Origin of the sequence: Pseudomonas putida (assembly GCF_026625125.1) — a bacterium.
In the GTDB taxonomy this organism is placed as follows: domain Bacteria; phylum Pseudomonadota; class Gammaproteobacteria; order Pseudomonadales; family Pseudomonadaceae; genus Aquipseudomonas; species Aquipseudomonas putida_X.
Window position 1 is genome coordinate 3,144,957 of record NZ_CP113097.1, and the last position, 12,813, is coordinate 3,157,769.

Here is a 12,813-nt window from a genome sequence, read left to right on the forward strand (position 1 = left end):
CCTACCACTGACGCTTTTCAGGCCGTGTCAGCCCCAGTTTTTCGATCTTGTAACGCAGCATGTCCCGCGACAGCCCCAGCAACCGCGCCGATTTGGTCACGTTCCAATCGGTGCGGTCCAGCGTCCTGCACACCAAATCCCGTTCCATGTCCGGCAAGCTGGTTCCAGGCTCAGGCTCATGGCGCGGCATCTCGTATACGGTGGCAGTCGGCTGTGTGAGCGGCTCATCGACCAAGCTCAGGCACAGGTTCAACTGGTGCGCTTGCACCACTTCATTGGGTGCCAGCAACACCGTCTGCTCCAGCATGTTGCGCAACTCGCGCACGTTGCCCGGCCAGCTGTAACTGAGCATCAAATTCTCAGCCTCGGGGCTGAAGCGCAGATTGGGTTTGCCGTAACGACGCCCGTGATGGGCGAGGAAATGCCGCGCCAACAGCAGGATGTCCTGCCCCCGCGCGTGCAGCCGCGGTACTTTCAGGGCGATGATGCGCAGCCGGAAGAACAGGTCCCGGCGAAACTTGCCCTGCTGCACCATCTGTTCGAGGTTGCAGTTGGTGGCACTGATCACCCGCAGGTCAACCTTGCGTTCCTTGACCGCACCTATGCGGCGAATGCTGCGATCCTCCAGCAGTTTCAGCAGCTTGGCCTGTAGCACCAGGTCCATCTCGCCGATCTCATCGAGAAACAGCGTGCCGCCATCTGCGGCCTCCACCAGCCCTACACGACGTTCCTTGGCGTCAGTGAAGGCGCCCTTCTCATGACCGAACAACTCCGCCTCAAGCAGGTTGGCCGGGATCGAGGCACAGTTGAATTCGATGAACGGCCCCTTGCTGCGTGAGCCATCGAAATGCAGGGCACGCGCAACCAGTTCCTTACCGGTACCGGTCTCGCCTTCGACCAGCACCGGCGGCAGGTCGTCATTAGCCATGCGCCGTTCCGCATCGAGCACCTGGCGCAGCGTGTGCTTGAGGGTGAGCATCACCGGCGAGTCACCAATCAGCGCCTGCAGCCCGGACTTCTGCGCCTCGCGCTCCTGGTAGAACGACAGCGTGCGCTCCATGCGCTCGGTGGCCAAGGCCTTTTCCAGCGTCAGCTTGAGCTCGGCGAGCACCACAGGCTTGGTCAGGTAATGGAACGCCCCCTCTTTCATCGCCTGCACGGCGTCCTCGACGTTACCGTAGCCCGTCATCATGATGACCTTGAGTTCCGGCATCTGCGCCACCAACGTGCGCAGCAGGTCATGCCCATTCATACCGGGCAGCGAGTTGTCGGTGAGTACCGCGTCGGGCTGAAACCGCTTGAGCTGCTCCAGCGCGAGCTCCGCACTGTTACACACCGTCACCTCGAAGCCCTTCAGGTTCAAATAGGTGCGAATGTTGTTGGCAAGGATTTCATCATCCTCGACTACCAGGATGCTGTGCTCCATGTTCCCCTCCCGCTGCGATATTGAAAGTGAGGCTGACGCGGGTTCCTTCCTCTTCACGGCTGCTCAGGCTGACCGAGCCGCCAAAACGCTCCATGATGCGCTGAACCAGTGCCAGGCCTACACCGAGGCCGCCCTGCTTGGTGGTGAAAAACGGTTTGAAGACCATGCGTTGCTGCTGCGTGCTCATGCCCTTGCCCGTGTCACTGAGCAGCAACGCTGCACGCCGCCCGTCCTGGGTGCAGACGCTGGCCCGCAACTCGCCGCCCATTGGCATGGCTTCGATGGCATTGGAAAACAAACTGTTGAGGATCTGCGTCAATTGCAGAGGCTGGCTGGCCACCCACAGTGCCTGGGGCCCGTCGAAGGAAAAGTGGATGCCGTTACGCTCGATCTGCTGGGCGAACGCCAGGCGGGTATCCTTGATGGCGGCTACCAGGTCCACGGCCTCGGGCATATCGCTGGTCGGGCGCAGTGACACCAGCAGCTCGCGCACCCAGCGCGACATGCGATCCACCTGGCTGATGATGTCGACGATGTTCTGCTGCGCCTGCGGATTGGCGATTTCCTGTGCCAGCTCGGCACTGGAGCGGATATTGGCCAATGGGTTGCGCAGGCTGTGGGCCACCGCCGAGGACATTTCGCCAAGGGCGACATAGGTTTCACTCGCCACCAGCCGATCCTGTTGCTGATGCAGCATTGAGGCTGCGCGACGCACGATCCAGAACAGGCCAAAGTAGATCAAGGCCCCGCCCACCAGGGTCGAGGCCCAGATCAGCACATAACCGCGCTGAATACGTCGAATCAGGTCCTGTGGCTCTTTGTAGATCTCGACCATAGACAGCACCTGCTGACCCTGGCTGTCGAACAAGGGGATGTAGTTTTCGATGAACAGGTAGTTGGGCTCACGCTCGAACTTCTGCTCCTCGCGGTGATCCTCCACTTTGTGGTAGCTGGCAGAGACCGCCTTGCGCGAGCGGAAGGCGTGGTCCAGGTCGCCATCAGCCTCGATGCGCTTGCCCACCAGTTCAGGGTTGGTGGACCAGACGATGGTGCGATCACGGGCATAGACATTGGCCAGCAGCGTATCCGGAAGGTGCTCGACATGATCGAGAAACTCGACCCGGGTCGCCATGGCCAGCTGCGGGCTGACTTGCAGATGCTGGTGGTCCAGGCGCGGATCGAGCAGTTCACCCAGGGTGGTGCCGGGTGGCAATTGCGAATGGCGCACTTCGGCCTGGGCCATGGCCTGGATGAACTGGGCGGTGAGCATGGCATCGCGCTCCACGCTATCGCGGACCACGAAGCGGGTCGAGACATAGCCCAGGCCAACTGCCACCGAGGTGATGATCAGCAGGCTGATCACGGAAAACCAGCGCAGCAGGTTGAATTCGCGGAGCGGCGCAGCCAGGCCACTGCCGGGCTGGGCGACGGGTTTGTCGGGAACATCGGTTTCCAGCGTCTGCATCGCGTCGTTCCCGAGCAAGGATTCCGTTCAGAAGGCTGTCACCAGCATCTCTACCGTGCGTAGCTAATTGATATCACTTCGCCACACCTGCAGCAGCCACCATTTATCGCGTAGGTCTTCCTGCAAAAAATCAGCCACAGGCAAAAGATAAATAAAAACCCTTGATAGTCAGGCACTTAGATACGGTACTTGATTTGGCTTCTAGAATGATTCCCCACTTTTGGGTGATCTTACCCAAAAGACATAAATAGCTTACAGATCATGAACTTAACATTAGTTACTGATGTTATTTATTAGGTCTTGGCAAGCCGAAAGTGAAGTGAAACCTGAGTGCCATGGCCTTCGCGGCTACTCAACCGAACCGACCCACCGAACCGCTCCATGATCCGTCTGACCAGTACCAGCCCGACCCCGAGCCCGCCTTGTTTGGTTGTGAAGAAGGGCTTGAACGCCATGCGCTGCTGCTTTTCATTCATGCCTTTTCCGGTGTCGGCCAGGCGCAGGGTAACGCTGCGCCTGTCCTGCTTCACCACCTCGACACGCAGCTGTCCGCCCTGCTCCATCGACTCCAGAGCGTTGGCGATCAGGCTGTTGAAAATCTGCCCGAGCAATTCCGGCTGCCCCAGCACCTGTACTGCCGGAAGCGGCTTCAAGTCCAGGGTCACACCACTGCGTGCCAGCGGCAGGGCGAAGGTTTGCAAGCTGTCTTGCAGAACTGCAGGCAGGTCCACCGGTATGGTCTTGTCATCCAGCGGTCGCAGCGACTGCAGCAACTGGCGGATCCACTGGGACATGCGGTCGACCTGGCTGATGATCTCGTTGATGTTGCGCTGCGCCGGCCCCTCGTCGAACACCTGAGCCAGCTCGGCGCTGGAGCGGATACTGGCCAGCGGGTTACGAAGGCTGTGGGCCACGGCCGAGGACACCTCGCCAAGCGCAACGTAGGTTTCATTGCTAATCAGCCGTTTCTGCTGTACCGCCATCAACCGGGCGGCGCGGCGCATGATGCCGTACAGGCCGATGTAGACCACCCCGGCGCCCACGGTGATGGCCAGCCAGATGAGCACAAGGCCATGTTCGATGCGCACGATCAGGTCATGGGGTTCCTTGTATATCTCCACCATCGCCACCACGTGCTCGCCTTCTGCATCGAACAGTGGAATGTAGTTCTCGATGAACAACTGCTCAGGCGGGGTGACGAACTTCTGTTCGGAGCGGGCCTCTTCGAAGCCGTGGTAACTGGCCGAAACCCGCATTTTGTGCTCGAACGCCCGATCCAGGTCGTCATCGCCCTGAATCAGCTTGCCGGTCAGCGCCGGATTGCTCGACCAGATCACGGTGCGGTCCGGGGCGTAGATGTTGGCCAGCAGCATGTCTGGCAAGTGCGCGATGTGGTCGAGGAATTCGCCGCGGGCCTTACGCCGCGCCACGGGGTCTACGCCTGGCAAAGGATCCAGGTCTGTACGCGGGTCCAGCAGCTCACCCATGGTGCGCACATTGGGGATCGCCACATGTCGCACTTCAGCGTCAGCGATCGAAGTAATGAACTGTGCGGTGAGCAGCGCGTCACGCTCGACGCTTTCGTGGATGATGAAACGGCTGGAGATCAACCCCAGGCCTGCGGCCACGGAGAGGATGATGGCCAAGCTGACCCAGGCGTACCAACGCAAAAGGTTGAACGGCTTGCGCGGTGTGCCGGCGTCAGGGCTGGCGGGTGACTCGAGTGGGTCGGAACGGGAGGCGATGTCCATGGCGGCTACCACTGCTGAGCACCTTTGAAAGGTTATAGCCCAGAGTTGGGGAATCCATGACATTGATTTGCGCAAGGCCGATGCAAGGCTGCCTGCCAGCAGGTGCCCATCACAACGGCGAGTCCACTGCCAGCCCCTGTAACTTGCGGTATTCGCGCAGCACATTGGGCACATACCGCCGGGTTTCGGCGAAGGGCGGCACCGCTCCACGTCGGCGCACAGCATCCGGGCCAGCATTGTAGGCGGCGACGGCCAGGGTGATGTCGTTGTCGAACAGGTTCAGCATGCGTTTGAGGTAGCGGGCCCCACCCTGCACGTTGTCCTCCGGGTCAAGCACATCCTCGACCCCCATTTCCTTCGCCGTACCCGGCATCAACTGCATGAGCCCTACTGCCCCGGCCGCCGAGCGGGCCTTCGGGTTGTACCCTGATTCTGCCTTGATCAACGCATGCAGCAGTGCCTGTGGAACGTTGTGCATGCGCGCCGCCGCCGCCACCAAGTCAGCGTAGGGGCGCCCGGTGATCAATTGCGCATTGGCCGGGCCAGCCTGAGCAACGGGTTCGCGAATCACCCGTTCATAGTTGCGCCCGGGCCGGTGGACGTTGGTCAGCACGTAACCGCCCTTGCCATCGATGGCAATGTACACATCAGCCTGTGCGCTGGCCCCTGCCAGCCAGATCAATCCCAGGATAATCCCACGCATGTCGGTCGCCTCCCCGCCGTGCCCCCCGATATGGGGGAAATACCCCGGAAAACCCGGGCTTTTCTGCTACGACGCAAGCAATGTGCCGCTTGCCATGGCGCATGGCGCAAGGCCCCGAGGCAGACGTGCACGGCTGTTGCATGGCGCATGAAAACCCGAAAGGGCATGTCCCCATGCAGGAGGGCTTCACCATGCAGCGCAAACCCAAACGCCAATGTGGCTTCACCCTGCTCGAACTGCTGGTAGTGCTGGTGGTGCTGGGCTTGTTGGCCGGTATCGTCGCGCCCAAATACTTCAGCCAGTTGGGCCGTTCCGAGGCCAAGGTGGCACGGGCGCAGATCGAAGGGCTGGGCAAGGCCCTGGACCTGTATCGCCTGGAAGTCGGCCACTACCCCAACAGTGAGCAAGGCCTGCAGGCGCTGGTTGCCGCCCCCAGTGGCGAGGCCCGCTGGTCAGGCCCTTACCTGCAGAAAGCGATTCCACAGGACCCGTGGGGCCGTGCCTACATCTACCGCCAGCCAGGCGAAAACGGCGGCGAGTACGACTTGCTGTCCATGGGCAAGGATGGCCAGCCCGGTGGCGACGGTGAAAACGCCGAAATTACCAGTTGGCAATGAGGAGCAAGGCCATGCGCTATAGCCTGAAGGCCCTGGGTAGAGAGGGCGTGGTTCAATTGAACATCGATGCCGAGGATGCCGAACAGGCTCGGCGCAAGGTGCAAGACCAGGGGCTGCGTGTGGTCAGCGTGCGCAGCCAGGGTAGCGTGCTGGGGCACCTGCCATGGCGCCGCCAGGCCGCATTCGACCTGTTACTCTTCAGTCAGGAGCTGACCACGCTGCTACATGCCGGCCTGCCCTTGATCGATGCCCTGGAAAGCCTTGCGGAAAAAGCCCCCACCGCGGCAAGCCGTAAAGTGCTGGCGGCGCTGGTTGGCCAGCTGTACGAAGGCCGCTCGCTGTCCCAGGCCCTGGGCCAGCAGCCGCGGGTATTCCCGCCGTTGTACGTGGCGTTGGTCCAGTCCAGCGAGCGCACCGGGGCGCTGGGTGACGCCCTGCACCGTTATATCGGATACCGACAGCGCCTGGATCTGGTCCGGCAAAAACTGGTTGGGGCTTCGGTCTACCCGCTGCTGCTGCTGCTGGTGGGCGGTGGCGTGGTGCTGTTCCTGCTCGGCTACGTGGTGCCACGCTTCAGCCTGGTGTTCGAGGGCATGGGCAGCGAACTGCCCTGGCTCTCGCGCATGCTGATGCAGATCGGCCTGTTCCTGCATGCTCAGCAGCTGCCCCTGGCCCTGGCCACAGCAAGTGGCATCGGCGCGCTGGTGCTGCTGCGCAATAACCCCCTGCTGCGGCGTTGGACGTCACGCCAGGTTCGGCGAATGCCAGCCCTGCATCAGCGCCTGATGATGTATGAATTGGCGCGCTTCTATCGCTCGCTGGGCATTCTGCTGCAAGGCGGCATACCCATCCTGACGGCCATGGGCATGGCCCGTGGGCTGTTGGGCAGCGCTGCAGCGCAAGGTTTGGAGCGGGCCTGCTGCGGGGTGGGTGAAGGGCTGCCGTTGTCGCAAGCGCTGGAAGCCGGGCAGTTGGTCACGCCTGTGTCACTACGCCTGCTGCGAGCGGGCGAGCAATCCGGCAATCTGGGCGAGATGCTTGAACGCTGCGCAGATTTCCATGACCAGGAGATAGGCCGCTGGGTGGAGTGGTTCGTGAAGCTGTTCGAACCGCTGCTGATGACCTTCATCGGGTTGCTTATCGGGGTGATCGTTATTCTGATGTACATGCCAATCTTCGAGCTGGCGTCGAGCATCCACTAGCCGGCACCGCCTGCCACGACACCGGCTTGCCGACGCACCAGGGCAAGGCCGGTGCCCTCTGGCACGGTGCGGGCCTGAGGGGTGGCCCGGGCGCTCAATAGTCGAACCGGTCCACCGCCCGCCGCCGCTCGTTGTCATCGCGCCGGTCATAGCTGGCAGTGGTCTGGATGTTGGCGTGATGCGCCAGCTTCTGCGCAATCGACAGGTCGTGTTCTTCGATCACCCGGGTGATGAACGCCCGGCGAAAATCATGCGGCATGATCTTCACCCCCACCTGCGCCCCGCGCTGACGGGCAATGTAGTAGATCGCATGCTTGGTGATGCGCGCGCGGGTAATGTGGTTGCCACGGCGGATGCGATTGAACAGGAAGGGATCGTCCGACGCGCCCTCTGGCAGCGACTGCCGGCGCAGTTCAAGCCAAGCCTGCAATTTTGCGAAAGCCCAGGGCGGCGCATACTTGATCAGTTGGCGGTTGCCTTTGCCCAACACCTGCAGGCTGCGTGCCTCGAAGTCCACCTGTTCCAGGTCGATGTCCACCGACTCCGACTTGCGCATGCCGGTGCCATACAGCAGTGCAATGATCGCCGCATCACGAACGCCCTGCGGGCGCGGGTCGGCGTCGCACACCTCCATCAGCTCGCGGATCAGGCTACGGCGAAGGTTGCGCCCCGGCGGCAGGCGGCTACCGGTGGCCGGCTTGACCTCACGGATGCGCAGCAACTGCTCATGATCGATCAGGCCCTGGCGCCAGGCTTCATTCATCACGCCACGTATTGCATTGACATAAAGCGACGAACTGTTGGGCGCATAGCCATCGGTGCGCAGCGCTGCGACCAGGCCGATCACGTGCCCTGGCTCAAGCTTGTGCCAGGGAATATCGACGAGGTTGCAGTCAGCGAAGCCCAGCCGGTCAGCAGCGTCCTGTAGGATGTAGCGCATGGTTTGCTGGCTGGAAGGCGCCAACCGGGCCAGGTACTGCAAGAGTGGATTTTGCGAGAGGTCGGACAAAACTTGAATCCTGTAGCGAAGCCCGGAGCGCCATCGAGCGCTCCAGGCGTAAAGCGGCCTGCGTCATTTCCTTGAAGTTCAGGGGCTTGGACACTGGCATGAGCTGAAATGGTATCCCATGGACTATCGTGGTAGCCATGACTCCCTGTCGATGAGGCACCATGGCACTGCACCGACTGACCCGTACCCACCCCCGCCTGAGCTTCGCTGCGCTGATCGGCATCCTTGGTGCGTGGCTGATTCCTGCCAGCGACATCGTGCAACGCATCCTCGCTGGCTGGAACCTGGGGGTCTGGCTTTACTTGCTGCTGGTGCTTTGGCTGACCTGGCGAGCCACGCCCGAGAAGGTTCGCGAGGTGGCTCAGGTCGAGGACGAAAACGCCGGGGTGGTGCTGTTCACCGTGTGCATTGCCGCCATCGCCAGCCTGGCGGCGGTCACCCTGCAACTGGTCTCAAGCCGCGGTCTGCAGGGCAGTGAGCAAGCCCTGCACTACCTCTACACCGGTTTGACCGTGGCGGGCTCCTGGCTGCTCATCGGGTGTATCTTCACGCTGCACTATGCCCGGCTGTTCTACAACAGCGCGCCGCAGGCACCCGCGTTGCGTTTCGCCGACGGTGAACGCAACCCCGACTACTGGGACTTCCACTACTTCTCGTTCACCATCAGCGTCGCCGTACAAACCTCCGACATCGGCGTAGCCAGCCGGGGTATGCGCAGGGTGGTGCTGGCACATTCACTGGTAGGCTTCGTGTTCAACACGGCAATCCTCGGCTTTACCATCAATATCGCTGCCGGCCTGCTCGGCTAGTATGCGCCGGGCGCAAGCGCCGATCCGGCCACACACCATTTGCAGTTGCTCGGCCGCCAGCACCAGCCCCATGCGCACATGCCCCGCCGCGCTGGGCCCGAAAGCATCGCCCGGCAGCAGTGAAACGCCCTCCTCTATCAAAAGCCGCTGGGCGAAGGCCTGGGCACTCAGCCCGGTTTCGCGGATATCAAGCATCACGAACATGCCCCCCGCCGGCCGGTGGGCACGTACCCCAGGGCAATCGGCCAAGGCCTTGCACACCAGGTCGCGCCGCTCGCGGTAGGCCTTGCGCATCTGTTGTACCGCGAGCAAGTCATGCTCCAACGCCACGCAAGCCCCCTGCATGACAAACTCTGGCAAGCCAAACAACATGGCCATGGCCAGGTTGGTCAGGTGGGTGGTCAGCGCCGGGGGGCCGACCACCCACCCCACGCGCCAGCCGCTCATCGCGTGCGACTTGGACACGCTGTCAATGATCACGCAGCGCTCGCGCATGCCGGGCAGTTGCGCAGGGGCAACCGCTTCGCCGTCGTACAGCAGGCCACTGTAGACCTGATCGCACACCAGCCACAGATCATGGTCGCGACACAGCTGCGCAAGCTGCAGCATGTCCTGCGGGGAGATGGCGCAGCCGGTGGGGTTGTGCGGCGTGTTCAGCAGCAGCCCGCGGGTACGCGGGGTTATCGCTTGCGCCACGGCGCGCGGGTCGAGCCGAAAGCCCTGCTCCGGGCTTACGGCCACCTGCACCGGCCGCGCCCCGCAAGCGCCAAATACACCGTGGTAGGTAACATACATGGGCTCAGCGACGATCACCTCATCCCCCGGCCCGAACAGGCATTGGCAGACGGCATACAGGGCACATTGCGCGCCAGCGAGCACCATCACTTGCTCGACACTGACCTCAGGGCCGGTGCGGCGTGCAATCGCCTGGCGCAGGGCCAGGCTGCCACGCACATCGCTGTAGTGAGTGTCGCCGCGGCGCAAGCTGCTGACCGCAGCGTCCACGATGGCCTTCGGCGTGTCGAAGTCAGGATCGCCCACCGACAGCAGGAAAATCTCGCGCCCTTCGCGACGCAGGGCCTGTGCCTGATAGTGGATGTCCCAGGCAGCAGCGGTTTCACCGGCGATGCGTTGAGTGAGCCTGGAATAGCGCATGACTGTCTCCTTGTCTGCCCAGCTCGCACCGCTCGTCCGAAAACGAAGTGTGCCGAATGGAGTTAAAAGTAGCAGAACCCTTCGCCACCTCTGGCACCGCCTGCCAACGAAAACGTTTGCCTGGCCATTTGCTGCCAAACGGCGAACACCCGCTGTTTGTGACGAGGGTCAAGGGTCAGTGCATTTGGCGTACTTTCGGCAGAACAGCGGGCCGTGGGGTGCTATCTTTAGTTTCCCGGCGGCCGCGCGCGGCTCCCCGATCACCCGCCCAGAAAAGGACAAGGAGGCTGGCATGAACAAGATGACGTTCCCCAACGCCTGCCAGGTGATGCGCTGGCACTTCCACCCCCTGGGTTTCGAGGCCAACATGGATGCGCCGCGCAGCATGATCGCGCGCCTGTTCGACCGTGCCACGGGCGAAACGCTGCTGGCGATTGCCGGCATCCCCTGCACGGCGATCATGGCGGCAGCCGATGTCGAACGCATCATTGAGGCCGTAGAAGCCGAAATGGATGCCTTCGTACCGGTTTTCGCCCTGCGTGACGCCGGCTAGGCGACCGCCTCCGGGGTTTGCTGCAATACCTGCAATGTCCCCATGAACTGCTCGGCCGGCACCGGCTGCCCCAGCAGGTAACCCTGTAGCGAATCACAGCCCAGGCGCGTCAGGAAATCCTGCTGGCCACCGGTTTCCACACCTTCGGCAACGATACGCAAGCCCAACGCCTGGCCCAACGCCACGATGGCCGAGACAATGGCTGCGTCGTCGCTGTCCTGCTCCAGGTCGCGGACAAAGCCGCGGTCAATCTTCAGCTCGTTGGCGGGTAAGCGCTTGAGGTACATCAGGCTCGAGTAGCCGGTACCAAAGTCGTCGATGGACAGGTCCACCCCCATGTCGGACAGCCGCTGCAGCACCGCCAGGCTGGCATCGGCATCATGCATGGCAGTGGTTTCGGTGATCTCGAGGGTCAGGCTGTTGGCTGGCAGGTCATTGTCGCGCAGGGCGCGGGCAACGCTGTCAACCAGGCCGGCATGACAAAACTGGATCGCGGACAGGTTGACTGCCATGCGCCAGTTTTCATGCCCTTGGTCAAGCCATTGGCGCATCTGCCGGCACGCCTCGTCCAGTACCCATTCGCCAATCGGGATGATCAGGCCGGTTTTTTCCGCCAGGCCAATGAAACGATCCGGCAGCAACAGACCGTGCTGCGGGTGCTGCCAGCGCAACAGGGCCTCTGCGCCGATCGCCTGGCAAGCCCGCGCAGCGAACTTAGGCTGGTAGTGCAGGCGGAACTGGCGTTGCTCCAAAGCCATGCGCAAGTCCTGCAGCAGCTGCAACTGTTGGCGGGCATTGCTGTTCATGGAAATGTCGAAGAAGCTGTAGCCATTCTTGCCGGCGCTCTTGGCGTGATACATGGCAGCATCCGCGTTGCGCAGCAACTCCAGCTGGTCTTGGCCATTACCCGGATACAGGGCAATGCCCACGCTCGCCGTCAATTGCAAGTCATGCTCGGCCACGCGGAACGCCCGTGATATCAGGTTGACCTGTTTGACCGCCACATCCATGGCATCTGCAGGCTCCTGCAGTGCCACCAGCAACACGAATTCATCGCCGCCAATGCGCGCCAGCGTATCCTGGCTGTGCAAGTGGCCGCGCAAGCGTGCGGCCACTGCCTTGAGCAGCAGGTCGCCCACATGGTGACCAAATGCATCATTGACCGGCTTGAAGCCGTCCAGGTCGATGAACATCAGTGCAAAACAACCGCCCTGCTCCGCCACCTTGCCGATCGCCTGCTCGATACGGTCGGAAAGCAGCGTGCGGTTGGGCAGGCCGGTCAGCGTGTCATGCAGCGCCAACTGGGTCAGTTCCTGGTTGGCGAGGGTCAGCGACCGCGCAAGCTCTGCTGTGCGTGCCTCCAGGCGCGCATCGAGTACCGAAGTCAGCAACGCCACTGCGAGCACCGCCAAGGTAGTGATGAGCACCAGATAGACCAGCCCGTCCCCTTGCAACCCGTCTGCCAGGGCGCCGCAGAAACTGCCCTTCTGGAAGTTGGCTGCGGCCATGCCGGTGTAGTGCATGCCAACGATGGCAATGCCCATCAGCACAGCCGCCAGCCCTCGGATCTGGCGCACGTAAGGGGTATGCTGGCGCAGCCGGAAAGCGATCCACAGTGCTGCCGCCGATGCGCCCACAGCGATCGCCAGCGAGGCGCCGAACAGCGTCGGGTCATAGTCGATGCCCGGTAACATGCGCAGCGCTGCCATCCCGGTGTAATGCATGCAGCTGATGCCGGCGCCCATGATAAGCGCGCCAAACCCCAGTTGCAGCCACGGCAGGCTCGGTTGGCTCACCAGCCACAAGGCAAACCCCGAGGAGAGCACGGCGATCAACAATGACAATGCTGTCAGGCCAACGTCATAGCCCAGATCGATCGGCAGGCTGAAGGCGAGCATGCCGATAAAGTGCATCGACCAGACGCCGATCCCCATCGCCAACGCCCCACCGCCCATCCAGATGAGCACCGCCCTGCCTCGGGCAGTAGCGATGCGGCCGGTAAGGTCCAGGGCGGTATAGGAGGCCAGGATGGCCACGCACAGTGAGATCAGCACCAGCGAAGAAGAGTAACTACCGGTCAGCATCGAGAGTTCCAGCGGCGGGACAAGGGGGGCCCGAAAAAG

Annotated in this window: 11 protein-coding genes; 4 read left to right on the top strand and 7 right to left on the bottom strand. The window is 62.3% G+C overall.

Translation table 11 applies throughout. The features are described from left to right. Nucleotide 1 precedes the first annotated feature (1 nt). From OSW16_RS14530 to OSW16_RS14545, 4 genes are all read right to left on the bottom strand, one after another. On the bottom strand, nucleotides 2-1,426 hold the full coding sequence (locus tag OSW16_RS14530) for a sigma-54-dependent transcriptional regulator (protein ID WP_267816186.1): 1,425 nt from the start codon (nucleotides 1,424-1,426) through the stop codon (nucleotides 2-4). Beyond that, complete coding sequence (locus OSW16_RS14535) at nucleotides 1,395-2,891, bottom strand: sensor histidine kinase (RefSeq protein ID WP_267816189.1); 1,497 nt, start codon at nucleotides 2,889-2,891, stop codon at nucleotides 1,395-1,397. Before OSW16_RS14535 ends, OSW16_RS14530 begins: the two co-directional genes overlap by 32 nt. A gap of 293 nt (nucleotides 2,892-3,184) precedes the next feature. Then, nucleotides 3,185-4,642: an ATP-binding protein gene (locus OSW16_RS14540; protein WP_267816191.1), complete on the bottom strand. Its 1,458-nt coding sequence runs from the start codon at nucleotides 4,640-4,642 to the stop codon at nucleotides 3,185-3,187. 109 nt (nucleotides 4,643-4,751) lie between these two features. Continuing rightward, nucleotides 4,752-5,345: a lytic transglycosylase domain-containing protein gene (locus OSW16_RS14545; RefSeq protein ID WP_241803552.1), complete on the bottom strand. Its 594-nt coding sequence runs from the start codon at nucleotides 5,343-5,345 to the stop codon at nucleotides 4,752-4,754. 191 nt (nucleotides 5,346-5,536) lie between these two features. Between OSW16_RS14545 and gspG the strand changes: the two genes are divergently transcribed. Together gspG and OSW16_RS14555 are read left to right on the top strand one after the other, a co-directional pair. Next, nucleotides 5,537-5,962, top strand: coding sequence for a type II secretion system major pseudopilin GspG (gene gspG / locus OSW16_RS14550; RefSeq protein WP_267816193.1), 426 nt, complete (start codon nucleotides 5,537-5,539; stop codon nucleotides 5,960-5,962). Nucleotides 5,963-5,973: 11 nt separating this feature from the next. After that, the gene (locus OSW16_RS14555; protein WP_267816195.1) at nucleotides 5,974-7,164 is read left to right on the top strand and encodes a type II secretion system F family protein; all 1,191 of its coding nucleotides are present in this window, start codon (nucleotides 5,974-5,976) and stop codon (nucleotides 7,162-7,164) included. A 94-nt stretch (nucleotides 7,165-7,258) separates the two neighbouring features. Here the strand turns inward: OSW16_RS14555 and OSW16_RS14560 are convergent, their stop codons facing one another. Further along, nucleotides 7,259-8,173 (bottom strand): site-specific integrase, encoded by a 915-nt coding sequence (locus OSW16_RS14560; RefSeq protein ID WP_267816197.1) that lies wholly within the window; start codon nucleotides 8,171-8,173, stop codon nucleotides 7,259-7,261. A 161-nt stretch (nucleotides 8,174-8,334) separates the two neighbouring features. On the opposite strand from OSW16_RS14560, the gene OSW16_RS14565 reads away from it, so the two are divergent. Continuing rightward, nucleotides 8,335-8,982 (top strand): DUF1345 domain-containing protein, encoded by a 648-nt coding sequence (locus OSW16_RS14565; RefSeq protein ID WP_267816199.1) that lies wholly within the window; start codon nucleotides 8,335-8,337, stop codon nucleotides 8,980-8,982. Here OSW16_RS14565 and OSW16_RS14570 read toward each other — a convergent pair. After that, complete coding sequence (locus tag OSW16_RS14570) at nucleotides 8,908-10,137, bottom strand: pyridoxal phosphate-dependent aminotransferase (RefSeq protein ID WP_267816201.1); 1,230 nt, start codon at nucleotides 10,135-10,137, stop codon at nucleotides 8,908-8,910. The genes OSW16_RS14565 and OSW16_RS14570 overlap by 75 nt on opposite strands. A 292-nt stretch (nucleotides 10,138-10,429) precedes the next feature. Between OSW16_RS14570 and OSW16_RS14575 the strand changes: the two genes are divergently transcribed. After that, a complete protein-coding gene (locus OSW16_RS14575; RefSeq protein ID WP_267816204.1) occupies nucleotides 10,430-10,690 on the top strand; it encodes a DUF1652 domain-containing protein in 261 nt (86 codons plus the stop codon). On the opposite strand, the gene OSW16_RS14580 is transcribed toward OSW16_RS14575, so the two are convergent. Continuing rightward, on the bottom strand, nucleotides 10,687-12,774 hold the full coding sequence (locus tag OSW16_RS14580; protein ID WP_267816206.1) for a putative bifunctional diguanylate cyclase/phosphodiesterase: 2,088 nt from the start codon (nucleotides 12,772-12,774) through the stop codon (nucleotides 10,687-10,689). The genes OSW16_RS14575 and OSW16_RS14580 overlap by 4 nt on opposite strands. Nucleotides 12,775-12,813 lie beyond the last annotated feature (39 nt).

Excerpts from the sequence above, each read along its gene's own strand:
- OSW16_RS14565 (WP_267816199.1), top strand. The coding sequence starts at position 8,335 with ATGGCACTGCACCGACTGACCCGTACCCACCCCCGCCTGAGCTTCGCT.
- OSW16_RS14570 (WP_267816201.1), bottom strand. The coding sequence starts at position 10,137 with ATGCGCTATTCCAGGCTCACTCAACGCATCGCCGGTGAAACCGCTGCT.
- OSW16_RS14555 (WP_267816195.1), top strand. The coding sequence starts at position 5,974 with ATGCGCTATAGCCTGAAGGCCCTGGGTAGAGAGGGCGTGGTTCAATTG.
- OSW16_RS14580 (WP_267816206.1), bottom strand. The coding sequence starts at position 12,774 with ATGCTGACCGGTAGTTACTCTTCTTCGCTGGTGCTGATCTCACTGTGC.
- OSW16_RS14535 (WP_267816189.1), bottom strand. The coding sequence starts at position 2,891 with ATGCAGACGCTGGAAACCGATGTTCCCGACAAACCCGTCGCCCAGCCC.
- OSW16_RS14575 (WP_267816204.1), top strand. The coding sequence starts at position 10,430 with ATGAACAAGATGACGTTCCCCAACGCCTGCCAGGTGATGCGCTGGCAC.
- OSW16_RS14545 (WP_241803552.1), bottom strand. The coding sequence starts at position 5,345 with ATGCGTGGGATTATCCTGGGATTGATCTGGCTGGCAGGGGCCAGCGCA.
- OSW16_RS14540 (WP_267816191.1), bottom strand. The coding sequence starts at position 4,642 with ATGGACATCGCCTCCCGTTCCGACCCACTCGAGTCACCCGCCAGCCCT.
- OSW16_RS14530 (WP_267816186.1), bottom strand. The coding sequence starts at position 1,426 with ATGGAGCACAGCATCCTGGTAGTCGAGGATGATGAAATCCTTGCCAAC.
- gspG (WP_267816193.1), top strand. The coding sequence starts at position 5,537 with ATGCAGCGCAAACCCAAACGCCAATGTGGCTTCACCCTGCTCGAACTG.